The 22371-nt window shown below is 64.7% G+C and carries 22 protein-coding genes; 8 read left to right on the top strand and 14 right to left on the bottom strand.

Annotated elements, in window-relative coordinates:
• The first annotated feature begins 39 nt into the window (after positions 1-39).
• From gshA to QPK31_RS01770, 3 genes are read left to right on the top strand one after another with little or no spacing between them, the layout of a single operon-like run.
• The gene (gshA, locus tag QPK31_RS01780) at positions 40-1638 is read left to right on the top strand and encodes a glutamate--cysteine ligase (protein WP_290421222.1); all 1599 of its coding nucleotides are present in this window, start codon (positions 40-42) and stop codon (positions 1636-1638) included.
• A 24-nt stretch (positions 1639-1662) separates the two neighbouring features.
• Positions 1663-2703, top strand: coding sequence for a histone deacetylase family protein (locus tag QPK31_RS01775; RefSeq protein ID WP_290421221.1), 1041 nt, complete (start codon positions 1663-1665; stop codon positions 2701-2703).
• Positions 2704-2732: 29 nt separating this feature from the next.
• Positions 2733-3185 carry a GNAT family N-acetyltransferase gene (locus QPK31_RS01770; protein ID WP_290421220.1) on the top strand — a complete coding sequence of 151 codons (453 nt, stop codon included), beginning with the start codon at positions 2733-2735 and terminating at the stop codon, positions 3183-3185.
• Positions 3186-3237: 52 nt separating this feature from the next.
• On the opposite strand, the gene QPK31_RS01765 is transcribed toward QPK31_RS01770, so the two are convergent.
• The 4 genes from QPK31_RS01765 to QPK31_RS01750 all read right to left on the bottom strand — a co-directional run bounded on the left by QPK31_RS01765 (position 3238) and on the right by QPK31_RS01750 (position 8340).
• Positions 3238-4536 carry an MFS family transporter gene (locus QPK31_RS01765; RefSeq protein ID WP_290421219.1) on the bottom strand — a complete coding sequence of 433 codons (1299 nt, stop codon included), beginning with the start codon at positions 4534-4536 and terminating at the stop codon, positions 3238-3240.
• A gap of 127 nt (positions 4537-4663) precedes the next feature.
• Positions 4664-5782, bottom strand: a complete 1119-nt coding sequence (locus QPK31_RS01760) for a hypothetical protein (protein ID WP_290421218.1) — start codon at positions 5780-5782, stop codon at positions 4664-4666.
• A gap of 121 nt (positions 5783-5903) precedes the next feature.
• Positions 5904-6338: an FKBP-type peptidyl-prolyl cis-trans isomerase gene (locus tag QPK31_RS01755; protein ID WP_290421217.1), complete on the bottom strand. Its 435-nt coding sequence runs from the start codon at positions 6336-6338 to the stop codon at positions 5904-5906.
• 124 nt (positions 6339-6462) lie between these two features.
• Positions 6463-8340, bottom strand: a complete 1878-nt coding sequence (locus QPK31_RS01750) for a potassium transporter Kup (protein WP_290421216.1) — start codon at positions 8338-8340, stop codon at positions 6463-6465.
• A 231-nt stretch (positions 8341-8571) separates the two neighbouring features.
• Here QPK31_RS01750 and rarD point away from each other — a divergent pair, with 231 nt between their 5' ends.
• From rarD to QPK31_RS01735, 3 genes are all read left to right on the top strand, one after another.
• Positions 8572-9477 (top strand): EamA family transporter RarD, encoded by a 906-nt coding sequence (gene rarD, locus QPK31_RS01745; protein WP_290421215.1) that lies wholly within the window; start codon positions 8572-8574, stop codon positions 9475-9477.
• Between the two features lie 64 nt (positions 9478-9541).
• The gene (gene ettA / locus QPK31_RS01740; protein WP_229436181.1) at positions 9542-11209 is read left to right on the top strand and encodes an energy-dependent translational throttle protein EttA; all 1668 of its coding nucleotides are present in this window, start codon (positions 9542-9544) and stop codon (positions 11207-11209) included.
• Between the two features lie 192 nt (positions 11210-11401).
• Positions 11402-11950: a transposase gene (locus tag QPK31_RS01735; protein ID WP_290421214.1), complete on the top strand. Its 549-nt coding sequence runs from the start codon at positions 11402-11404 to the stop codon at positions 11948-11950.
• A gap of 323 nt (positions 11951-12273) precedes the next feature.
• Here QPK31_RS01735 and QPK31_RS01730 read toward each other — a convergent pair whose 3' ends face one another.
• The 9 genes from QPK31_RS01730 to QPK31_RS01690 form a co-directional block, all read right to left on the bottom strand.
• On the bottom strand, positions 12274-12849 hold the full coding sequence (locus tag QPK31_RS01730) for a porin family protein (RefSeq protein ID WP_290421213.1): 576 nt from the start codon (positions 12847-12849) through the stop codon (positions 12274-12276).
• A 182-nt stretch (positions 12850-13031) separates the two neighbouring features.
• The gene (locus QPK31_RS01725) at positions 13032-13628 is read right to left on the bottom strand and encodes an alpha-ketoglutarate-dependent dioxygenase AlkB (RefSeq protein ID WP_290421212.1); all 597 of its coding nucleotides are present in this window, start codon (positions 13626-13628) and stop codon (positions 13032-13034) included.
• A 909-nt stretch (positions 13629-14537) separates the two neighbouring features.
• Positions 14538-14900, bottom strand: a complete 363-nt coding sequence (locus tag QPK31_RS01720; protein WP_290421211.1) for a hypothetical protein — start codon at positions 14898-14900, stop codon at positions 14538-14540.
• 124 nt (positions 14901-15024) lie between these two features.
• The gene (locus QPK31_RS01715; protein WP_290421210.1) at positions 15025-15402 is read right to left on the bottom strand and encodes an MAPEG family protein; all 378 of its coding nucleotides are present in this window, start codon (positions 15400-15402) and stop codon (positions 15025-15027) included.
• A 22-nt stretch (positions 15403-15424) separates the two neighbouring features.
• A complete protein-coding gene (locus tag QPK31_RS01710; protein ID WP_290421209.1) occupies positions 15425-16249 on the bottom strand; it encodes a Rossmann-like and DUF2520 domain-containing protein in 825 nt (274 codons plus the stop codon).
• A complete protein-coding gene (locus QPK31_RS01705) occupies positions 16249-16830 on the bottom strand; it encodes a DUF924 family protein (protein ID WP_290421208.1) in 582 nt (193 codons plus the stop codon). The genes QPK31_RS01710 and QPK31_RS01705 overlap by 1 nt, the downstream gene beginning before the upstream one ends.
• A gap of 34 nt (positions 16831-16864) precedes the next feature.
• The gene (locus tag QPK31_RS01700) at positions 16865-17608 is read right to left on the bottom strand and encodes an MgtC/SapB family protein (RefSeq protein WP_290421207.1); all 744 of its coding nucleotides are present in this window, start codon (positions 17606-17608) and stop codon (positions 16865-16867) included.
• A 37-nt stretch (positions 17609-17645) separates the two neighbouring features.
• On the bottom strand, positions 17646-17906 hold the full coding sequence (locus tag QPK31_RS01695) for a hypothetical protein (protein WP_229436193.1): 261 nt from the start codon (positions 17904-17906) through the stop codon (positions 17646-17648).
• Complete coding sequence (locus QPK31_RS01690; protein ID WP_290421206.1) at positions 17906-19723, bottom strand: aminopeptidase P family protein; 1818 nt, start codon at positions 19721-19723, stop codon at positions 17906-17908. Before QPK31_RS01690 ends, QPK31_RS01695 begins: the two co-directional genes overlap by 1 nt.
• A gap of 151 nt (positions 19724-19874) precedes the next feature.
• Between QPK31_RS01690 and QPK31_RS01685 the strand changes: the two genes are divergently transcribed.
• Both QPK31_RS01685 and QPK31_RS01680 read left to right on the top strand, forming a co-directional pair.
• Positions 19875-20234, top strand: a complete 360-nt coding sequence (locus QPK31_RS01685; protein ID WP_290421205.1) for an MmcQ/YjbR family DNA-binding protein — start codon at positions 19875-19877, stop codon at positions 20232-20234.
• Between the two features lie 86 nt (positions 20235-20320).
• On the top strand, positions 20321-20944 hold the full coding sequence (locus QPK31_RS01680; RefSeq protein ID WP_290421204.1) for a hypoxanthine-guanine phosphoribosyltransferase: 624 nt from the start codon (positions 20321-20323) through the stop codon (positions 20942-20944).
• Between the two features lie 233 nt (positions 20945-21177).
• On the opposite strand, the gene QPK31_RS01675 is transcribed toward QPK31_RS01680, so the two are convergent.
• On the bottom strand, positions 21178-22140 hold the full coding sequence (locus tag QPK31_RS01675; RefSeq protein WP_290421203.1) for a nitronate monooxygenase family protein: 963 nt from the start codon (positions 22138-22140) through the stop codon (positions 21178-21180).
• Positions 22141-22371: the final 231 nt, after the last annotated feature.

Raw genomic sequence — 22371 nt, 5'->3', positions numbered from 1 at the left:
CTGCACCAATTGATTAGGCAGTATTAGAAAGGAAACACTGTGTCGAACCAACTGACCCGCCGCCTGGCCTTGCTGGACGACGACGCGCACCGCGGCCTGCTCGGCCAGGGCTTGCGCGGCATCGAACGCGAAACCCTGCGCATCGACAGCCAGGGCCAGCTCGCGCGCACGCCTCATCCGGTCCAGCTCGGCTCGGCCCTGACCCATTCGCAGATCACCACCGACTACGCCGAGGCCCTGCTCGAATTCATCACGCCGGCCGAGCACGACATCGGCCTGGCCCTGCACCGCCTCGACGCCATCCACCGCTTCGCCTATGCGAAGCTGGGCGACGAGATGCTGTGGAGCGAGTCGATGCCGGGCGAACTGCCGTCCGAAGAGAATATCGAGATCGCCTGGTACGGCAAGTCGAACATCGGCATGCTGAAACACGTGTACCGCCGCGGCCTGGCGCTGCGCTACGGGAAAGCGATGCAGTGCATCGCCGGCATCCACTACAACTACTCGCTGCCGGAAAAGCTGTGGGAAGTGCTGCGCGCCGCCGAAGGCGTGCAGGAAGAGCGCCGCAACGCCCTGCGCGACTTCCAGTCCGAAAGCTACATCGCCACCATCCGCAACTTCCGCCGCTACAGCTGGCTGCTGATGTACCTGTTCGGCGCGTCGCCGACGCTGACCAGGAGCTTCCTGCGCGGGCGCGAACACGGCCTGGAGGAACTGTCGCCGGACACCCTGTATCTGCCGTATGCCACCAGCCTGCGCATGAGCGACCTGGGTTACCAGAACGACGCCCAGTCCGGCCTGCGTCCGCACGAAAACAGCCTGGAAAGCTATGTGACGAGCCTGATGGACGCCGTCAACCGTCCCTACGCGCCTTATGAGGCGATCGGCACCAAAAAGGATGGCGAGTGGGTGCAGCTGTCGACCAACGTGCTGCAGATCGAAAACGAGTACTACTCGACCATCCGTCCAAAGCGCGTGATCCGCACCGGCGAACGTCCGGTGCAGGCGCTGTGCAACCGCGGCGTGCAGTACATCGAGGTGCGCTGCCTGGATGTCGACCCGTTCGAGCCGGTCGGCGTGAGCCTCGAGACCGGCCGCTTCCTCGATGCCTTTTTGCTGTTCTGCGCCCTCGACGAGAGCCCGCTGATCAGCGCCGCCGAAGGCCAGGTCCACGCACGCAACTTCGCGCGCACGGTGAAGGAAGGGCGCAAGCCTGGCCTCACGCTGACCCGCGACGGCGAGGAAGTGCCGCTGCTGGAATGGGCCGACGAACTGGTCGAGCGCATCCGCCCGCTGGCGCGCCTGCTCGACGCCGAGCACAACGAGCCGGGCGTGCACGAAGCCTCGCTCGAACAGCAGAAAGCCAAGATCGCCGACCCGGCCAGGACGCCGTCGGCGCGCGTGCTGGACGAAGTGCGCGCCCTCGGTTCGGCCGCCGCCTTCGGCCTGCGCCAGAGCCAGCTGCATGCCGCGTACTTCCGCGAAAGCCCGCTGATGCCGGCCGAGGAAGCCGTCTTCCTGGAGCAGGCCGCCGCGTCGCTGGCCGAGCAGGCGATCATCGAGCAGACCGACACGGGCAGCTTCGACGATTTCGTCGCCGCCTACAACAGCAGTACACTGTGCGGTAACCATAGCTGATCCATCGTCCAATCCGGGGCTGCCTTGCTCACCTTTTACAACGAACACCATGCGCAGCACCGCGGACGCCATAGCGGAAACGAGCGCATGGTGGCGCGTCGTGACACGCCCGAGCGGGCCGACCTGGTGCTGCAGGCGCTGCAACGGCGCGGGCTGGGCGAGATCGTCACGCCGCACCGGGCGCCGCTGGTATCGCTGGAACGGGTGCACAGCCCGCGCTACCTGCACTTCCTGCGCAGCGCCTGGAGCGAATGGACCGCCCTCGCCCCAGGCAATGCGGGCAAGGACGCCTATCCCTCGAACTGGCCGATCCGCACCATGCGCAGCGACATCGAGCCGGACAGCTTCATGGGCCGCCTCGGCCTGTATTCGATGGACAGCGCCACGCCGCTCACGAACGGCACCTGGAACGCCGCCAAGACCGGCGCCGACTGCGCCATCAACGCGGCCCACGCGCTGCGCCTCGGCGAACGCGGCAGCTTTGCGCTGACCCGGCCGCCCGGCCACCATGCCGGCTTTGATTTCTTCGGCGGCGACTGCTACCTGAACAATGCGGCCCTCGCCGCCCAGCACCTGCTCGACGATGGCCTGAAACGCGTGGCCATCCTCGACCTCGACTACCACCACGGCAACGGCACCCAGGGCATCTTCTACAACCGCGGCGATGTGCTGTGCGTATCGATCCACGCCGACCCGCGCGGCGACTACCCGTATTTCGTCGGCCATGCCGACGAAACGGGCGATGGCGACGGACAGGGCCACAACATGAATCTGCCGCTGGCGCAGGGCAGCAATGCGCAGGCGTGGCTGGCGGCGCTGGAAACGGCCTGCATCAGGCTCGGCATGTTCGCGCCGGAAGCGCTGGTTGTCGCGCTCGGGGTGAATACCGCCGCGTCCGAGCCGGGCGGCGGCTTCGGGTTGCAGGGCGCCGACTTTCTGCGCGTCGGCGAGCGCATCGCCTGGCTCGGCTTGCCGACCGCCTTCGTGTTCGAGGGCGGCCAGGCCGGCAGCGAGATCGGCATCAACACGGTCAACGTGCTCGAAGGTTTCGAGACGGCCGCCTGAATGTTTTACTACTTGAATCGGAAACACACATGATCGAATGGCAGTGGTGCAGCTTCGCTGACCTCAGCAACGCGCAGCTGTACGAAGTGCTGGCCCAGCGCCAGCAGGTATTCGTGCTGGAACAGACTTGCCTGTATCCGGACATCGACGGCTACGACCTCGATGCCCACCACCTGCTCGGCTGGCGCGACATCGGCGGCCGGCGCGTGCTGGTGGCGTATTTGCGCTGCCTGGCGCCGGGCGCGAAATATGACGAGATGTCGCTCGGGCGCATCCTGACGACCAACGACGTGCGCGGTTCGGGCATCGGCCGCGAGCTGGTGGCGCACGGCATCCAGTATGCGGAACAGCTGCATCCGGGCCACCGCATCCGCATCGGCGCCCAGCAGCGCCTGGAGAAGTTCTACCAGGACTTCGGCTTCGAGACCATCTCCGAGCCCTACGACGAAGACGGGATCCTGCACATCGACATGCTGCGCTGAAGCGCAGCATGTATCCCGGGCCTGCCCGCATCAGCAGGCTAACTTCGCAGGCTTACTTCAGCAAACCGGACTTTTGCGGGTCCGGCATGCGCAGGGCGACGATGAAGGCGATGGCGCACATCGCGCTCACGTACCAGTAGAAGTTCGATTCCATCCCGGCCTGCTTGAACCACAGCGCCACGTATTCGGCCGAGCCGCCGAAGATGGCATTCGCCACCGCATACGAGAGGCCGACGCCAAGCGCGCGCACTTCCACCGGGAACATCTCGGCCTTGATCAGGCCACCGATCGAGGTGTACAGGCTGACGATGGTCAGCGCGCAGACGATCAATACGCCGGCCATCAGCGGGCTGTCGATGCCGCGCAGCGCGGTCATGATCGGCACCGTGGCGATCGCCGCCAGTGCGCCGAACCAGATCATCGAGGTCTTGCGGCCGATGCGGTCGGACAGCGCGCCGAACACCGGCTGCAGGCACATGTAGATCACCAGCACGCCGGTCATGACGGCGCTGGCGGTTTTCGCATCCATGCCGGCGGTGTTGACCAGGTATTTCTGCATGTAGGTGGTGAAGGTGTAGAAGATCAGCGAGCCGCCGGCCGTGAACCCGAGCACGGTGATGAAGGCCTTGCGGTGGTCGCGCAGCAGGGTGGCGACGCTGCCCGCTTCCTTGCGCTTGCGCTCGGAGGCGTTCGTGGTCTCCGTGAGCGAACGGCGCAGGTAGAGCGAGACCAGGGCCGCGCAGGCGCCCAGCACGAAGGGAATACGCCAGCCCCAGGCCTTCAGCTCGGCTTCGGTGAACAGCTGCTGCAAGACCACCAGCACCAACAGGGCCAGCAGCTGGCCGCCGATCAGGGTCACGTACTGGAAGGAAGCGAAGAAGCCGCGCTTGCCCGGCTGCGCCACCTCGCTCATGTAGGTGGCGCTGGTGCCGTATTCGCCGCCCACCGACAGGCCCTGGAACAGGCGCGCCAGCAGCAGCAGGACCGGCGCCGCGGTGCCGATCTGGGCATAGGTCGGCAGCACCGCGATCATCAGCGAGCCGCCGCACATCATCAGCACGGAAATCAGCATCGCGTTCTTGCGGCCGTAGCGATCGGCAATGCGGCCGAACATCCAGCCGCCCACCGGGCGCATCAGGAAGCCGGCGGCAAAGATCCCGGCCGTGTTCAGCAGCTGGGTGGTTGGATTACCGGAGGGGAAGAAGGCGGCCGAGAAATACAGCGCGCAGAAGGAATAAATGTAGAAGTCGAACCATTCGACCAGGTTGCCCGACGAGGCGCCGACAATGGCGTAGATGCGTTGACGCGGGGTGAGTTCTTCGATTGCGTGCGGGGTGACATGTTGCGACATGCTGCTGTGCTCCTGTTGTTCGAGAAACGCGGGTTTCGTCAGGCGGAACCCTTGTTGTATCGTACACAACGGAGCAGGCGCACGGCGCGGCGTAGGACGACGCGCCGTGGAAGGCCTTCGAATACGGTCAGCTTTTACGGCGGGTGCGCCGCCGCAGGCCGCTCCAGGCGCCGCCCAGCACCAGCCCGGCCAGCAGCAGCCCCGCCGGCCGTGGCTCGGGCACCGCCGGTATCGGATCGAGCCGCACCGCGCGGCAGTCGCCGAAGTCGGTGCAGGCGGTGGCCGCGATCTGGCCGGCCTCGTTGATGTCGTAGGCGTCGAGGATGGACCACAGGCCCGGACGCTCGACAATCAGGTTCAGGTCGAACATGGCGCCGTCGCGGTAGAGAAAGGCGCTGGCGAAGTCGATGCCGGGCACGTCATCGGCATAGGTGGAATAGCCGACCACCCAGCCGACATCGTTGATCCCGCGTGCCTCGGTGAAGGCGCCGCCCAGGGAGCCGATATCGCGCATGACGCCGCCCTCGTAGAGGAAGGCGTGCAGCGTGTCGTCGTCGATGTAGCTGGCGCCGGCGATTTGCAGGTTGTTGTTGATGGCGTTTGCCCAGCTCGACGGTCCGCCGAGCGTGCCGAGGGCGGCGATGCTGCTGATATTGCCGCTGGCGTAGTAGAAAAAGGCCTGCAGGGACGTGAACCCCTCCAGGAAGGACGAGCCGACCACCTCGCCGCGTTCGCTGATGGCGGTGGCGCGCGCGGAATTGGCGCCGAGGTTGCCGATATCGCGCATCACGCCGCCGCTGTAGAGAAAGGCGTGGTTTTCGCCGGCCTCGTCGACCCAGGTGCCGGCCACCTGCCCGGCCCGGTTCACGCCCGCACCGCTGCTGGCGACGCCGAGCTGCCCGATGTCGCGCAAGCTGCCGTCGAACAGGAAAGCATGGCTGCTGCCGTCGGGCCGGTCGGCGGCGCCGGTGATCAAGCAATTGTTGCTGATGCCAAAGGCGGCGCTGCCGCCCATGCCGCCAAGGCCGACGGTGGCGCCGCCATCCCACAGGAAAGCCTCGCCGCTGGCCTGGCCGACGAGGCTGCCGGCGCGGTTGATGGCGCCCGGACTGGAGTTTTCCGGACCGAAGACGAGCACGTATGCCGGCTGCGCAAAGGCGGCGCGCGCGCAGGCAAGCAGCACGAACGACAGTAGTAACTGCGGCAGGAGTAACCGCGGCAGCTGCCGCAGGTGGTGGATGGGCATCGTTTCCTCATCGGTCGGGATGGCCGTGTGTGCACGGCCCGGACAGCCCCGAGGATGGAGGAAAGCGACTGCGTCTCATCTGCGCCAGCTCAGAAGTGCGCGCAGACGAGACAGGACGGGCTTACTCGACCTTTTGCAGTTCGACGTCGAACACCAGGCCGGTATTCGGCGGAATCGGGCCGCGGCCGTTCTTGCCGTAGGCCAGGTTGGCCGGAATGTGCAGGGTGCGCTTGCCGCCGACCTTCATGCCCGGCAGGCCCTGGGTCCAGCCGGCGATCACCGCATCCACGCCCAGCGTGAAGGTGAAGGTGCTGGATTCGAACTGGGTGCCCTTGTTGTCGGCCGCCGTGGTGCTGTACAGCCAGCCGGTGTACTTGACGGTCAGCTTCTTGCCATTCGCCGCTTCGGCGCCGGTGCCGACCACGGTGTCGATCGTCTTCAGGGCCGTCGGTGCACTGACGACGTCCGGCGTGTCGTCGCTGCCGCCGCCGCCGCAGGCGGTAAGGCTGAATACGGCTGCGCAGGCCGCGACCATCAGCGGAAACTTGAATTTCATGGGTCTCTCCCCGGGTAAGGTGTGCAGATGTTTAAAACAGGAAACGCTGCACATTACCCGAGCGCGGACGCGCCGAGTGTCCGCTTTTTGTATTTCTTTTGTATTCGTTTGCTTATATGCCGGATCAGATCTCCACCTGGGTGCCGAGCTCGATCACGCGGTTGGCCGGGATCTGGTAATAGTCGGCCGCGGCGCGCGCATTGCGCGACATCGCCACGTACAGGTGCTCGCGCCATGGCGCCATGCCGCCTCCCGGCGCCGAGATCACGGTCTGGCGCGCGATGAAGTAGGACGTTTCCATGTTCTCGAACACCAGGCCGAGGGTGCCGCAATGCGCCATGATGGCCGGGATGTCCGGCTCGTCCTTGAAGCCGTAGTGCACGTTCAGCTGGAAGCAGTTGTGGCCCAGCTCAACGATCTGCACCTGTTCCGGCAGCGGCACGAAAGGTTCTTCACGGATGTGCACGGTCAGGAAGACCACGCGCTCGTGCAGCACCTTGTTGTGGGACAGGTTATGCAGCAAGGCATGCGGTACGCCGTCGCTTTCGCCGCGCAGGAAGATGGCCGTGCCCGGCACCCGGGTCGGCGGCGCCACGAACAGCGAATCGAGGAAGGCATCGAGCGGGATCGCGTGGCGCTCGAGGTTTTCGAACACCAGCTCGCGGCCGCGCTTCCAGGTGAGCATGGCGGTCAGCAGCACGGCGCCCAGCAGCAGCGGGAACCAGCCGCCGTGCAGCAATTTGAGGGTGCTGGCCGAGAACAGGGCAATGTCCATCAGCATGAAGAAGCCGGTGGCGCCCAGGCACACCCATAGCGGCAGATGCCAGCGGTAGCGGGTGACGAAGAAGGTCAGCAGGGTCGTGGCCAGCATGGTGGCGGTGACGGCGATGCCGTAGGCGCCGGCCAGGCGGTCCGAGGAACCGAAGCCGATCACGGCGATCAGCACGACGATCAGTTGCAGCCAGTTCACCGCCGGAATATAGATCTGGCCGATCTCGCTCTCGGACGTGTGCAGGATGCGCATGCGCGGCAGCAGGCCCAGCATGATGGCCTGCTTGGTCATCGAATAGGTGCCGGAAATCGTGGCCTGCGAGGCGATCACCGCCGCCATGGTCGACAGCACCACCAGCGGATACACGCTCCAGGTGCCGAGCTGGTGGAAGAAGGGGTTTTCCACGGCGGTCGGGTCGGTGATCAAGAGGCCGCCCTGGCCCAGGTAGTTCAGGGCCAGCGCCGGGAACACGATCAGGAACCAGGCCACGCGGATCGGCTTCTTGCCGAAGTGGCCCATGTCGGCGTACAGGGCTTCGGCGCCGGTGAGGGCCAGCACCACCGCCCCCAGGGCGACAAAGGCGATGAACTGGTTTTCCATGACGAAGCGCGCAGCGTGCAGCGGGTTCAGCGCTTCCAGGATCACCGGGGCCTTGGCGATGTTGATGATGCCCATCACGGCCAGGGCCAGGAACCAGACGATCATCACCGGCCCGAACCAGCGGCCGATGCCGGCGGTGCCGTGGCGCTGCAGGCTGTACAGGCCGACCAGCACCACCACCGCCAGCGGCACCACGTAGTGCGACAGCGCCGGCGTGGCCACTTCCAGGCCCTCGATGGCGCCGAGCACGGAAATCGCCGGCGTGATCACGCTGTCGCCATAGAACATGGTGGCGCCGAAGACGCCGATCACCATCAGCGGGTAGTGCCAGCGCGAGGTGCGCGTGACCGAGTTCAGGGTCAGCGCCATCAGGGCCATGATCCCGCCCTCGCCGCGGTTGTCCGCGCGCAGCACCAGGATCACGTATTTCAGCGAGACGATCAGGGTCAGTCCCCAGAAGATCAGGGAAATGATGCCGAGCAGGTTGGGAGTGTTCAGCGCAAGGCCGTGGGTGGGGTCGAAGATGGTCTTGAGGGTGTACAGCGGGCTGGTACCGATATCGCCGTAGACGATGCCAACGGCAGCCAGCGTCATCGCCGCCAGGCTGCTTTTGTTATTTTGCGACGTCAAGATTGCACCATATTGTTGTTCTGGTGCGGCGCACCATAAAATAACGACAAGAAAATTGCAAGCAGAATCAGGCGGCTCGGCCGACCCTGGCGCGAAGTGTTGCAAGTTTGCCTGAAGCGACAGGGAATGGTCGCGCGTTAGCCTTGCACGCCGACCAAAATGGGAGGTCTCCGGCAAGCGTTCCCGACTTCGTCGATAATGCTGGACTGGCAACTCTTCTCCCCTATTCCCATGCGTACCGGCATCCTCTCCGCTGCCCTGGCCTTCCTTTGCTGGGGCCTCTTTCCTTTGTATTTCCACGCCGTGCGCGAGGTGCCGTCGATGCAGATCCTGGCCCACCGCATGCTGTGGTCGCTCGCCTTTTTGCTGGTGGTGCTGGCGCTGCGCCGGCAATGGGCCTGGCTGAATCAGGTGCGCCAGCCGCGCGTGTTCGGGAGTTTCGTTGCCTCGGCATTCTTACTCAGCGCGAACTGGCTGCTGTATATCTGGGCCGTCAACAATGGCCACGTGATCGAGGCCAGCCTCGGCTACTTCATCAACCCGCTGGTGAACATCATGTTCGGCTACCTGATCCTGAAGGAACGCCTGCGCCGCGTGCAGTGGGTCGCGATCGGCATCGCCGCCCTGGGCGTGGCCTGGCTGACCTGGCAGTCCGGTTCGGTGCCCTGGATCGCCCTGTGCCTGGCGGCCTCGTTCGGCGGCTACGGCTTGCTGCGTAAGACGGCGGCGCTCGGCGCACTGGAGGGCCTGTCGTTCGAGACCATGGTGCTGTTCCCGATCGCGGCGATCTACGTCGGCTGGTTGACGCTGCATGGCGAGAACGCCTTCCTGAACACGCCGTCGGACACCACGCGCTGGCTGTTGATTGCTTCCGGTCCGATCACGGCGGTGCCGCTGCTGCTGTTCGCCAGCGGCGCGCGCCAGATTCCGCTGTCGATCCTCGGCCTGCTGCAATACCTGGCGCCGACCATCCAGTTCCTGCTCGGCGTGCTGCTGTTCAAGGAAGCGTTTACGGCAGATCGCCTGGTGGGCTTCGCCCTAATCTGGGCGGCACTCGGCCTGTTTGCCGGCGAAGGCCTGCTGCAACGTGGACGAAGCGCGGGGCAGCCGGTGGCGCCATTGAAAGAATCGCGATAAAGGCTGTCTGTCGCAGCGCTTCTATCGTATCCTGTGCACCTTGATTTCATAACAGTTACCTAAGATGGCAAATTACGTCTATACCATGAACCGCGTGGGCAAAATCGTCCCGCCGAAACGCCAGATCCTGAAAGACATTTCACTGTCGTTCTTCCCAGGCGCGAAGATCGGCGTGCTGGGCCTGAACGGTTCCGGCAAGTCGACCCTGCTGAAGATCATGGCCGGCATCGACACCGACATCCAGGGCGAAGCGCGCCCGATGCCGGGCCTGAACATCGGCTACCTGCCGCAGGAACCGCAGCTCGATCCGGAAAAAACCGTGCGCCAGGAAGTCGAATCCGGCCTGGGCGAAGCCTTCGAAGCGCAAGCCAAGCTGGAAGCCGTGTACGCCGCCTATGCCGAGGAAGACGCCGACTTCGACGCCCTCGCCAAGGAGCAGGAGCGCCTGGAATCGATCATCGCCGCAGCCGACGGCGGCAACCTGAACCTGCAGATGGAAATGGCCGCCGACGCGCTGCGCCTGCCGCCGTGGGACGCCAAAATCGGCGTGCTGTCGGGTGGCGAGAAGCGCCGCGTGGCGCTGTGCAAGCTGCTGCTGAGCAAACCGGACATGCTGCTGCTGGATGAGCCGACCAACCACCTGGACGCCGAATCGGTCGAGTGGCTGGAACAATTCCTGCTGCGCTTCCCGGGCACCGTGGTCGGCATCACCCACGACCGCTACTTCCTCGACAACGCCGCCGAATGGATCCTGGAACTGGACCGCGGTTCGGGCATCCCATGGAAGGGCAACTACTCGTCCTGGCTGGACCAGAAGCAGGCGCGCCTGAAGCAGGAAGAAGCGACCGAATCGGCGCGTCAAAAGGCCCTGCAGAAGGAACTCGAATGGTCGCGCCAGAATCCGAAGGCGCGCCAGGCCAAGTCGAAGGCACGTCTGGCCCGCTTCAACGAGCTGAGCGAATACGAATACCAGAAGCGCAACGAGACCCAGGAGATCTTTATCCCTGTTGCCGAGCGCCTGGGCAACGAAGTCATCGAGTTCAAGAACGTCTCGAAGGCCTTCGGCGACCGCCTGCTGCTCGACAACGTCTCGTTCACCGTACCGCCGGGCGCGATCGTGGGCATCATCGGCCCGAACGGCGCCGGTAAGTCGACCCTGTTCAAGATGATCGCCGGCCGCGAACAGCCGGACAGCGGCGAAGTCGTGATCGGCAAGACCGCCAAGGTCTCGCTGGTCGACCAGCACCGCGACGACCTGGCCAACAACAAGACCGTGTTCGAGGATGTGACCGGCGGCGCCGACATGCTGAGCGTCGGCCGCTTCGAGATGCCGTCGCGTGCCTATCTCGGCCGCTTCAACTTCAAGGGTTCTGACCAGCAGAAAGTGGTCGGCAACCTGTCGGGTGGCGAACGCGGCCGCCTGCACCTGGCCAAGACCCTGCTGCAAGGCGGCAATGTCCTGCTGCTGGACGAACCGTCGAACGACCTCGACGTGGAAACCCTGCGCGCACTGGAAGACGCCCTGCTGGAATTCGCCGGCAGCGTGATGGTGATTTCCCACGATCGCTGGTTCCTGGACCGTATCGCGACCCACATCCTGGCCTTCGAAGGCAATTCCCAGGTTACCTTCTTCGACGGTAACTACCAGGAATACGAAGCCGACAAGAAGAAACGCCTGGGTGAAGAAGGCGCCAAGCCGAAGCGGATTCGCTACAAGCCGCTGACGACCTGATCGTTCGTCGATGTCGCCAAGAACCCCAGCCGCCGCAAGGCCGCTGGGTTTTTTTCATGGTGCGGCGTGCTTTTCTTTTACGCGCGGAAATGAATCGCGGTCGAGAAAATTCCGTGTGTAGAATCGCCCGTTGATGAGGAGCCATTTTGCGCCGATCGACATGACTCCCACCTGCGATTGGCATGCCTGCCCATGACAGACTACCGCGACAACCGGGTCCCCGGCGGGACCTTCTTCTTCACGGTTCGCCTGCTGGACCGTGGCAGTTCCCTGCTGACGGACCATATCTCGGCCTTCGGCGACGCCATCCGCCAGGCGCGCGTACGCAAACCCTTCCACGTCGATGCCTGGGTCGTCCTGCCCGACCATGCCCACGCCATGTGGACACTGCCTCCCGGCGACCACGATTGCTCGAGCCGCTGGCGCGCCGTGAAGATCGCGTTTTCGAAAGCCCTGCGCAAGTCGCTGGTCACCAGTTCGCCCGATGGCGCGATCTGGGAACGCCAGTACCAGCAATTCCGGGTGCAGGACGATATCCAGTATGCGGCGCTGATCGATTACATGCATACCAATCCGATGCGGCATGGCCTGTGCCACAGCGCGCCGGACTGGCCGTGGTCGTCGCTGCACCGCTTCATTTCTTCCGGCTTCGCCGCGCCGGACCCGGCTGTGCTGCCGCCTTGGGTGCGCACGCTCGTGCATCCGGCTGGAGCGCCGATGCAATTCGGGGCGCAGGGATAATCCGTACTCGTACGGTGGGCACTCTGTGCCCACGCGGTTACGTGCGTGGCCTTTCGCTTGCGGCCGTGACGCATCGCTCGCCAGCGTCAAACCAGGTCCGTGGCCTTTGCATGGTTTTCGAGCGATATATCACCGCAGCAGGGCCAAGCATACGTACGTTACCGCGTGGGCACAGCGTGCCCACCGTACGTTCGCGTCGCTGATCAGGCTCGGCGTAACGGTTGTTCCAATACGGTTCGCGCCGCAGGCCAGGTTCGACGTAATCGGATCTCCCAATGAAAAAGGGCCCCGCAGGGCCCTTTCACACACGAGGGGACAGCTGATTAGAAGCTGTATTTCGCGCCGATGGTCACGACGTCCGGCTTCGGACCGAAGTCCTGCTTCTTGCCGAAGCGTTCGTATTCGGCCAGGAGCGCAACGTTCTGGTTCACGTTGTACTGCACGCCGACAGCACCGTAGGCGCCATTGTCGCTGACTTTGCGGTTCAGGCCGGCGGTAGCCGAGTCCTGTTCAGCCTTGGTGTGGGTCACGCCCAGCTTGCCATAGACACCGACCTTGTCGCTCAGCTGCTTGGTGGCCTTGCCGGCGATGTAAGCGGCGTAGCCGTCGGCATCGGTGCTGGCGTTGGCGCCGTTCAGGGTGTAGCTGCCGCCGGCCTTGCGGAAGTCGGTGTAGCCGGCTTCGACGCCGAAGTTCTCGGTCAGTTCGGCACCGCCGAAGATCTTGCCCGAGAAGCGGTAACCGTCGTTGTCGTTCATCGTCGCGCCCGGCACGTTGTACTCGCGGTCAGCGCCGGAAACGCCAACGCCGACATATGGACGTGGGGTGATGGTCGATTGGGCTTGCGCGGCGGTCATGGTGGCGGCGCCTGCGATCAGTGCAAAAATCAGCTTTTTCATTGCGAATCCTTTTCAACATAGTGGTCTGGTTCGCCATTCATCTTGAATCGCGATGAGTCCAAGATAGCACTGGTCAAAAGGATAAGGCAGTGTGAATCCCGTAAGAACTGTAATCAAATGTAACATAAATGACTAATGGTTCAGTTATTTTTAACGACAAATGGGCACATGAAGCCGTTAAATTAAACGACGTACCTGAAGGTTAAATTCAGCCGTTCTCCTATGGCGCGCGTCGATTTATTGATGCCGTGAAGCCAGTTACTCTGCAGGCTTCCACTCATCAATAACAAGCTGCCATCGTGCAAGTCGAGCTTGACTGTCCGTTTGTTGCGTTTATGCCGCAAAACGAAGCCGCGCGTGGCGCCATAGCTGAGCGAGGCGATGGCCGGGTCCGGGCCCAGTTCGGGTTCGTCGTCGCTGTGCATGCCCATGCTGTCGCGTTCATCGCGGTAATAGTTCAGCAGCACGCTGTTGAAGTGCAGGCCGCACGCCGTTTCGACGGCGGCGCGAATCTCGGCCAGCAAGGGTGTCCAGGGCAAAGGGTCGAGACGCAGGCCGGAATAGCTATAGCTGGCGTCGCCATACCAGGCAGTCAGGCGCGGTTGCAGGTGGGACTTGCCAAACAGGACGATGCTTTCCTGGCGCCAGGGCGTTTCAGCAATCAGGCGCGCCAGGATGTCTTCGTTGGCATAGGGTAGCGGCAGGCGCGCCATCAGGGCCAGCGCGCCGTCTTCGATGGGAATGGATGTGAATGTGCCGGGTGAGTCGAATAAATCCATGCAGCACTGTATCCGAACCTGACGCGGGTTGGTGGGTGCTGTATCTGAACCTGACGCGGGTTGGTGGGTGCTGTATCTGAACCTGACGCGGGTTGGTGGGTTCAAGAACCCACCCTACATCAGCGATCACCGTAGGGTGGGTTCTCCGAACCCACCAAAAAACTCAGCCGATCACCGTAGTAGGGTGGGTTCTCCGAACCCACCACAAAACAAGCTCAGGAGTAAGGTGGGTTCAAGAACCCACCCTACATCAGCGATCACCGTAGGGTGGGTTCTCCGAACCCACCAAAAAACTCAGCCGATCACCGTAGTAGGGTGGGTTCTCCGAACCCACCACAAAACAAGCTCAGGAGTAAGGTGGGTTCAAGAACCCACCCTACATCAGCGATCACCGTAGGGTGGGTTCTCCGAACCCACCAAAAAACTCAGCCGATCACCGTAGTAGGGTGGGTTCTCCGAACCCACCACAAAACAAGCTCAGGAGTAAGGTGGGTTCAAGAACCCACCCTACATCAGCGATCACCGTAGGGTGGGTTCTCCGAACCCACCAAAAAACTCAGCCGATCACCGTAGTAGGGTGGGTTCTCCGAACCCACCACAAAACAAGCTCAGGAGTAAGGTGGGTTCAAGAACCCACCCTACATCAGCGATCACCGTAGGGTGGGTTCTCCGAACCCACCAAAAAACTCAGCCGATCACCGTAGGGTGGGTTCTACGAACCCACCAAAAAACTAAACCGATCACCGTAGGGGGGGTTGTCCGAACCCACCACAAAACAAGCTCAGGAGTACGGTGGGTTCAAGAACCCACCCTACATCAGCGATCACCGTAGGGTGGGTTCTCCGAACCCACCAAAAAACTCAGCCGATCACCGTAGGGTGGGTTCTCCGAACCCACCACAAAACAAGCTCAGGAGTAAGCTTCGGCCATCGTCATCACCCGCGGCGTGACGGCAATACCGACATTCCCGAACAAGGTGTCGATGGCCGCCAGGTTGGCGCTGCACTCCTCTGCCTTCCAGCCCTTGAAGATATCGGTGCCGTCCTTTTCGAAGTGCAGGTCGAGCACGCGGCCGCTGTCGCGGTGGGTGTAGCGCTTCTGGTAAGTGCCTTTGAAGCCGAGCTCGGTCAGGGCGGCGAGCACCGAATGCGGTGGATTGTCCGGGTCGGTGGCCAGGAAGACGCCATAGGTCTTGCCCGGCGGCTTGGCGGCGATGTCGACTTCATAGATGCCCGGCGCCTTGGTCGTTGCGGTACTCTTCAAAAACAGCATGCTGCCTCCTGCGTCGACACCGGCCCGGGCGCGACGCGCACCAGTCACCGTGTATTGACGGAATCAGCGGCAAGCTTATTGCCCTTTGAAAACTTTGTCGACGGAATGATGCAAGAAGCTTGCTCTACTGCATCAATAAACCAACAGTGGCGCCGGCAACCAGGGCGCCGCAGGCCACCATGCCGAGAATAAAGCCGAGTTCGCGCTTGGCTGGGTCGCGGTAATAGCCCAGCGCATACAGCACGCGGGCAAAGCACCACAGCATGCCGCCGGCCGCCGCCCAGGTATCGCCCAGGTACCAGGCGCACAGCCACATCGGCACCAGTACCAGCGGCAACTGTTCGAGGGTATTCATCTGCACGCGCTGGCGGCTCTGAAAAGCTTCCGGCCCATCCATCGACGGCGCCGGCACCTTGTAGCGCACACGCGCCGCGCCGGCGACCACGCCGGTCCAGAAATACACACCCAAGGCGGCCAGCGTGGCCCAGGCACTCAACAGCATCGATACTCCAGGGAAATAAAAATCAGGACTGGCCGCGCCGCTTGCGCGCGGCCAATGAGGTAGTGGCTTCCACCAGCGCGTCGTACAGGCGCCCGGTCGGCGCATCCCAGTGCGAAACCGCCGCCTGCTGGCGCGCCACGGTGACAAGGTCGCCGCGCGCCACCGGGCCGCTCAGCGCCGCGGCCGGGCCGAGGCGGAACACATTGGCCAGGGACTCGCTGGCAAGCGGCCGCGCCAGTTCGCGCGCCACCGCTTCCGGCACACCGGCCGCCACATAGGCGCGCAGCGCGGCATCCAGCACGGTCACCAGGTAGTTGGCAGCGAACACGGACGCGGCGTGGTAGACGGTCTTGGCGGCGGCGTCGATCGTCACCAGGCGCGCACCGATCGCCTCGAAGGCGGGCGTGAGCAGCGCCAGCGCCCTGGCATCGCCCTCGACGCCGCACCAGGTGCCGGCAAACGCGGCAGCCACGCCCTCGGGATCGGCGAAGCTGCGTACAGGATGCACGCTCGCGGTCGACGCACCGGGGGCCTGCAGTTCGCTCGACGCCTTGGCGCCGCTGCAGTGGAAGACGACGGCATCCTGCAGCAGCCCGGCCCCGGCCAGCGCCGCGCAGGTGGACGCGATCTGGTCGTCGCCCACGGCCAGCATCCACACAGCGGCCGGACGCAGGTCGGCAAGACCGGCGACAGCCCGGCCGGCGCCGATGAAGGCCACGGCCGCGTTCGCGGTGTCAAGCGAGCGCGTCAGCACGTCCTGCACGGCAAAAACGCCGTGCGCGGCAAACAGGCGGCCCAGCGTGCGGCCGACATGGCCGGCGCCGACGATGTTCAGCGTTGCCGGCATCAGAAACCGGCGCCGGGCTGGCCCAGGTACTGCAATTCGTCGGGCGTGGACGCGCGGCCGAGGATGGGGTTACGGTGCGGGAAGCGGCCAAAGCGGGCGATCACGCCGCGGTGGCGGTGGGCGTAGTCGAGCATGTCGGCAAAGCCCGCGTGCTCGCTCGCCAGCTGGGTGAACAGATCGACCGCGCACTGCTGCATGCGCGCGTCCTCGGCATGCTCGAAAGGCATGTAGACGAAGGCGCGCTGCTGCGGTTCCAGCGTGCGGTCGGCGCCGCTGTCGACCAGCTGGCGGGCGGCCGCCAGCGCCAGCGCGTCGCCGGCAAAGGAACCGGGCGTATCGCGGTGGGCGTTGCGCGTGAACTGGTCGAGCACCAGGATGCGCGCCAGCGTGCCTTCGGCGCCATGGTCGATGTCCCACTCGCGCAGGCCGCCGGCCACCGCCTGGGCAACCAGGGCGCCGAAGCGCTCGCGGATCTGCGTGTCGAAGGCGGCGTCCTTGCGGAACCATTCCGGGCGCGCCTTGCCGTAGTTGGCGTCGCTGCGCGGCAGGAACCAGAAATCGAGTACGTCTTGAGGGGTCATGTCGGTGTATCCCATGCGTTTTTTTATGTGTCGTTCAATTGCGGGCGTGCGAGAGCTGGAAGCCCTCGACGCCTTCGAAGGCGGCCAGTTCGGCCGCCAGTTCGGTCAGGGTGGCGCGGTTGTGGCTGGACAGGGCCAGCGCCACGAAGCGCCACTCCTGGCGCCCATTGCTGCTGGCAATCGTCAGCGAGCTGCCGGCGATCTGGTAGCCGCGCTCGAGCGCCGCTTCGCGCAGTGCCTCTTCCTTCGGCAGGAAGTGCTCGCGAAAGCGCAGCATCACGGCCACCGCGCGGCGCGAAGGCAGCACCGCTTCCACCCGGTTCAGGTAGATCATGATCATGGCCGAGAAAAAGGCCAGTCCCATCGCCGACAAATAAAAGCCAACGCCGACCAGGATGCCGATCACCGACGAACTCCAGATCGAGGCCGCGGTGGTCAGGCCGCTGATGGTGAAGCCTTCGCGCATGATCACGCCGGCGCCGAGGAAGCCGATGCCGGTGACCACGCCCTGCATCACGCGGGTCGGATCGACCGGCGCAATCGCACCGGTGCCGCCGCCGTACCAGAACTCGGGATAGCCGCTGACGATGGTCAGCGCCGCCGAGGCCATGCACACCAGGCCATAGGTGCGCATGCCGGCCGCGCGGCCGTGGTACGAACGCTCGTAGCCGACCAGCAGGCCGAGCAGCAGCGCGCCGGCCAGGTGCAGCAGGATCACGCCGTTCGTGGCGATCTCGGAAGGCGACCAATAGGTCGCCAGCAGTTCGGACGTCGTCATGACGGTCTTTCGCTAGGCTGCGCGGGCAGCCTGGATTTCAGGGCTTCTTCCTGACCAGCTGCTTCTCGAAGGCGACGTCGTTCTTGGTCATGCGCTTGACCTCCTGCGGCCCCAGGCCGTTGACGAAGGCGACGAAGTCGTCGAGTTCCAGCGGCGCGCACAGCGGCGGCGCGCCGGGCGTCTCGGACAGGAAGAAGGAGCCGTCGGCGGTGCGGGCCATCGAGTAGCCGGTGTGGCCGGTACGGCGTTTCAGGCGCTCGACGGCGGCGCTGGCGCGGGTGGAACGGGCGGAGGCCATCAGATCGCCTCCGTGCGCAGTTCCAGCCAGGCGCGCGCGGCGCCATCGACATGCGGCAGCAGGCGCGCGCGCACTTCGGCGTGGTAGCCGTTCAGCCATGCCTTTTCATGCGGCTGCAGCAGCGCCAGGTCGATGCAGCGGGTGTCGATCGGGCACAGGGTCAGCGTCTCGAAGCGCAGGAACTCGCCGAACTCTCCGCTCCCGGCAGCCACGGCCAGCACCAGGTTCTCGATGCGGATACCCCAGCGGCCCGGCTTGTAGATGCCCGGCTCGTTCGAGGTGATCATGCCCGGCTCGATGGCCGTGTGCGGGTCCGGCGGCGCGCTCGGCGAAATCACCTGCGGGCCTTCGTGCACGTTCATGAAGTAGCCGACGCCGTGGCCGGTGCCGTGGCCGTAGTCCACGCCGGCGGCCCAGATCGGCGCGCGTGCGATGGCATCGAGCATCGGGCCGCGGGTACCGCGCGGGAACTGGACCATCGACAGCGCCATCATCCCTTTCAGGACGAGGGTGAAGTCGCGCTTGTGGTCATCGGTGATGGTGCCGACCGGGACCACGCGCGTGATGTCGGTGGTGCCGCCCAGGTACTGGCCGCCGGAGTCGATCAGCAGCAGGCCGTCGCCTTCGATGACCGCGTGCGCAGCCGGGGTGGCGCGGTAATGCATGATGGCGCCGTTGGCGTTGAAGCCGGCAATCGTGCCGAAGCTCGGGCTGACGAAATGCGGACGGCGCGCACGCGCGGCCGTGATCTGCTCGTCGATGGTGAGTTCGGTAATCGGTGCGCGGCCGGGATCGGCCAGGGTCGCTTCCAGCCAGGAGAAGAATTCGCACAAGGCGGCGCCGTCCTGCTCCATGGTGGCGCGCACGTGGGCGGCTTCCTCATCGGTCTTGCGCGACTTGGCAAAGGTGGTAGGGTTGATTGCTTCGACCACCCGCACCGATGGCGGCACGGCGGCGCGCATGCCGGCGGTGACGCGGCGCGGGTCGACCAGCAGGCTGCTGCCTTCCGGGATCGCTGCCAGGGCATCGGCGGCATCCGCATACGGCGCCAGGCGCACGCCGTCTTCCAGCAGGCGCGCACGCAAGGCTTCCGAGGCTTTGCCGTCGGCCACGAACACGGTCGCGCCGTCGCGTTCGACCAGCGCGTGCGCCACGAATACCGGGTTGTAGCTCACATCCGAGCCGCGCAAATTGAACAGGTAGCCGATGTCGTCCAGGGTCGAGATGAAGTGGCGTTCGGCGCCGAGTTTTTCCATTGCGGCGCGGGTCGCGGCGAGCTTGTCGGCGCGCGACTGCGTTGCATGCGGGGCGGCGTGCTCGTACAGCGCATCTGCCGGCAAGCCGGGACGGTCATTCCAGATCTCGTCCAGCAAATCGATGTCGGTGCGCAGGGTTACGCCACGTGCCTTCAGGGCGTCGCCCAGCAAACGCGCCACGGCCAGGCCGAGCACGCGGGCGTCGACCGCCACCGTCTGGCCCGGCTGCATGTTGGCAGCCAGCCAGTCGATGTGCAGCAGGCTGGCGCCCGACGGGATCTTCATCAGCTGGATCTCGCTGCCGGCCAGTTCGGTCTCGGCTTGCGTGTAGTAGCGGCCGTCGGTCCAGACGCCGGCGAAGTCCGCGGTGGCGATGAAGGTGCCGACCGAGCCGGTGAAGCCGGAGAGCCATTCGCGCCCTTGCCAGCGGCGCGGCAGGTATTCGGACAGGTGGGGATCGGCGGATGGCACGATACAGGCGTCGATACCGTGGCGCGCCATGGCGGCGCGCAGCTGGGCCAGGCGCGCGTCGCGCTGGACATGGAAGTCAGAGGTGGACATGGCTTGCTGGGATGTTATTCAAGCCACGTATGATACGCCGCAAACAGGGACAATGGCGCAGACGAATCTTGCGCTGAAACATCAAAACGATCCAGCCTGTTCTCCGCCGCGCTAAACTGGGCGGACAAACCGATCACAGGGAGACGAGAACATGGATTTCGAAGCCGCCAAGGCGCTCTGCCGCAGCTTTCCGGGCGCCACCGAAGACATCAAATGGGGCGAGGACCTGGTGTTCTCGGTCGGCGACAAAATGTTTGCGGTGACGGGCAATGCGTCGCCGGCCCAGGCGATCAGCTTCAAGGCCGAGGACGAGCGCTTTTTGGAACTGACCGACCGCCCCGGCATCATCCCGGCGCCTTATCTGGCGCGCGCGAAATGGGTGCGGGTGGACGCCAGCGCCAGCCTCGGCGACGAGGAAGCGGCCGCATTGCTGCGCCGTGCCTACGAGCTCGTGTTTGCAAAGCTGACCAGGAAACTGCAGCGCGAAATCACCGAGGCAGCGGCATCCTGAAGGCCGCGCCAACCGAACTTCGCCGGCGCGGCAATTGCCGCATAATGCCTTGGTAAATATTGAGTAAATTAATCACCGGAACGACCATGCAAGACTATCACCACGCCCGTGCCCGCGCCCTGCTTGCCAATGCGCGCCAGATCGTCAGTCCTGAAGAAGTGCAAGCCGCCGTGCGGCAAGTGGCCGACGTGCTCAACACGCGCTTCGGCGCACCGGACAGCAGCAGCTTCCCCCTGGTGCTCGGCGTGATGGGCGGCGCCGTCGTCTTCACCGGCACCCTGCTGCCCCAGCTCGACTTCCCGCTCGAATTCGACTACATCCACGTCAGCCGCTATGGCGACGACGACCGCGGCGGCCAGGTGGTGTGGAAAGTGATTCCGCGCCAGGACGTGGCCGGCAAGACCATCGTCGTGGTCGACGACATCCTCGACGAAGGCGAGACCCTGGCGCACGTGAAGCAGCGCCTGCTCGACATGGGCGCGGCCGAAGTGATCGTGGCCGTCTTCGCGGACAAGAACATCGGCCGCGCGAAGCCGATCCAGGCGGACATCGTCGGGCTGACGCTGCCGAACGAATTCGTGGTCGGCTTCGGGATGGACGTGTATGGCTACTGGCGCAATCTGCCGGGCCTGTGGTCGATCAACGTGGCGGATTTGAGCGTGGAACCGGAGCCGGCGTTTCCGGTGCCGGATGCCAAACCCACCGCCTGATCACCCGGCGGACGCAACCGTAGGGTGGGCCGGGCCGCGCTAGGCACTCTGTGCCCACGCGGATGGTGATGCTGTGTTGGCTCTGTTTGGATGTTGCGGCATGCCTGGGCACACGGTATCGAGATGCATGCCACGCGGCTCCAACAGCGCCAACATGATGCCAATGTTCGCGTGGGCACAGCGTGCCCACCGTACGGGAACCGGCTAACGCAAAGAATGCCGCTTGCGGCCTCTTAACGCAGGCTGAGGCGCGCGCGTGCCGCCTCGTACTCGCGCTTCAGGCGCTCGACCATCTCGGCCGTGCTCGGCACATCATCCATCAGGCCCACGCCCTGGCCGGCGCCCCAGATGTCGCGCCAGGCCTTGGCTTTCGAGCTGCCGTCGCCAAAGCTCATCTTGCTCTTGTCCGATTCCGGCAGCGCTTCCGGGTCCAGGCCCGCGTTGACGATCGATTTCTTCAGGTAGTTGCCGTGCACGCCGGTGAACAAATTGGTGTAGACCACGTCGGCCGCGCTCGACTCGACGATGGCGTCGCGGTAGTCGTCGGTGACGTTCGATTCCTTGGTCGCCAGCCAGCGCGAACCGATGTAGGCGAAGTCGGCGCCCATGGCCTGGGCCGCGAGGATGGCGTCGCCGGTGGCGATCGAGCCGGACAGCGCGATCGGACCGTTGAAGAACTTGCGTACCTCACCCACCAGCGCGAACGGCGACAGGGCGCCCGCATGGCCGCCAGCGCCGGCCGCCACCAGGATCAGGCCGTCGACGCCCGCTTCCAGCGCCTTGTGCGCATGGCGGATCGAGATCACGTCGTGCAGCACGATGCCGCCGTAGCTGTGCACGGCGTCCAGCATCTCTTTCGGCGGCGCGCGCAGCGAGGAGATGATGATCGGCACCTGGTGCTTCACGCAGACTTCGACGTCATGCTCGAGACGCGCGTTCGAGGCGTGCACGATCTGGTTGACGGCGATCGGGCCGACGATGGCGCTTGGGTTGGCTGCCTTGTACTCGGCCAGCTCGCGCTGCAGGTCGGTCAGCCAGGTGTCGAGCAGTTCGGCCGGGCGGGCGTTCAGCGCCGGGAAGGAACCGACGATGCCGGCCTTGCACTGGGCGGCAACCAGGGCCGGACCGCTGGCAATGAACATCGGCGAGGCAATGACGGGGAGGGACAGGTTTTGCAGTACGGTAGGCAGCGACATGGGCAGCTCTCGGCTAAGTTGATCGGACCAGCTGGTCGATTATAGTGTGATAAAAGCACGGTCGTGCTAGATTTCTGGCTCTAATTCAGTTGTCGACGAGCCAAGGGCCGTCGATGCGGGCGGCGTTGGCGCGGACCAGGGCGGTGGTGGCCCAGGTGGCGAGGGCGTGATATTGATCGTGTTCGGCGTTCGAATGTTCGTCGGACGCGTGGACGGCGGAGCCGTCCACGC

Source organism: Massilia sp. YIM B02769 (assembly GCF_030411995.1).
Taxonomy (GTDB): domain Bacteria; phylum Pseudomonadota; class Gammaproteobacteria; order Burkholderiales; family Burkholderiaceae_D; genus Telluria.
This window is presented reverse-complemented; position numbering and strand designations above follow the sequence as displayed.

Bases quoted from the DNA above. Each gene is read 5' to 3' on its own strand.
- QPK31_RS01675 (WP_290421203.1), bottom strand. From the start codon at position 22,140: ATGTCGCTGCCTACCGTACTGCAAAACCTGTCCCTCCCCGTCATTGCC.
- QPK31_RS01715 (WP_290421210.1), bottom strand. From the start codon at position 15,402: ATGCTGTTGAGTGCCTGGGCCACGCTGGCCGCCTTGGGTGTGTATTTC.
- ettA (WP_229436181.1), top strand. From the start codon at position 9,542: ATGGCAAATTACGTCTATACCATGAACCGCGTGGGCAAAATCGTCCCG.
- QPK31_RS01730 (WP_290421213.1), bottom strand. From the start codon at position 12,849: ATGAAAAAGCTGATTTTTGCACTGATCGCAGGCGCCGCCACCATGACC.
- QPK31_RS01700 (WP_290421207.1), bottom strand. From the start codon at position 17,608: ATGACGACGTCCGAACTGCTGGCGACCTATTGGTCGCCTTCCGAGATC.
- QPK31_RS01685 (WP_290421205.1), top strand. From the start codon at position 19,875: ATGGATTTCGAAGCCGCCAAGGCGCTCTGCCGCAGCTTTCCGGGCGCC.
- QPK31_RS01765 (WP_290421219.1), bottom strand. From the start codon at position 4,536: ATGTCGCAACATGTCACCCCGCACGCAATCGAAGAACTCACCCCGCGT.
- QPK31_RS01725 (WP_290421212.1), bottom strand. From the start codon at position 13,628: ATGGATTTATTCGACTCACCCGGCACATTCACATCCATTCCCATCGAA.
- QPK31_RS01710 (WP_290421209.1), bottom strand. From the start codon at position 16,249: ATGCCGGCAACGCTGAACATCGTCGGCGCCGGCCATGTCGGCCGCACG.
- QPK31_RS01695 (WP_229436193.1), bottom strand. From the start codon at position 17,906: ATGGCCTCCGCCCGTTCCACCCGCGCCAGCGCCGCCGTCGAGCGCCTG.
- QPK31_RS01755 (WP_290421217.1), bottom strand. From the start codon at position 6,338: ATGAAATTCAAGTTTCCGCTGATGGTCGCGGCCTGCGCAGCCGTATTC.
- QPK31_RS01735 (WP_290421214.1), top strand. From the start codon at position 11,402: ATGACAGACTACCGCGACAACCGGGTCCCCGGCGGGACCTTCTTCTTC.
- QPK31_RS01680 (WP_290421204.1), top strand. From the start codon at position 20,321: ATGCAAGACTATCACCACGCCCGTGCCCGCGCCCTGCTTGCCAATGCG.
- QPK31_RS01770 (WP_290421220.1), top strand. From the start codon at position 2,733: ATGATCGAATGGCAGTGGTGCAGCTTCGCTGACCTCAGCAACGCGCAG.
- QPK31_RS01705 (WP_290421208.1), bottom strand. From the start codon at position 16,830: ATGACCCCTCAAGACGTACTCGATTTCTGGTTCCTGCCGCGCAGCGAC.
- rarD (WP_290421215.1), top strand. From the start codon at position 8,572: ATGCGTACCGGCATCCTCTCCGCTGCCCTGGCCTTCCTTTGCTGGGGC.
- QPK31_RS01720 (WP_290421211.1), bottom strand. From the start codon at position 14,900: ATGCTGTTTTTGAAGAGTACCGCAACGACCAAGGCGCCGGGCATCTAT.
- QPK31_RS01760 (WP_290421218.1), bottom strand. From the start codon at position 5,782: ATGCCCATCCACCACCTGCGGCAGCTGCCGCGGTTACTCCTGCCGCAG.
- QPK31_RS01690 (WP_290421206.1), bottom strand. From the start codon at position 19,723: ATGTCCACCTCTGACTTCCATGTCCAGCGCGACGCGCGCCTGGCCCAG.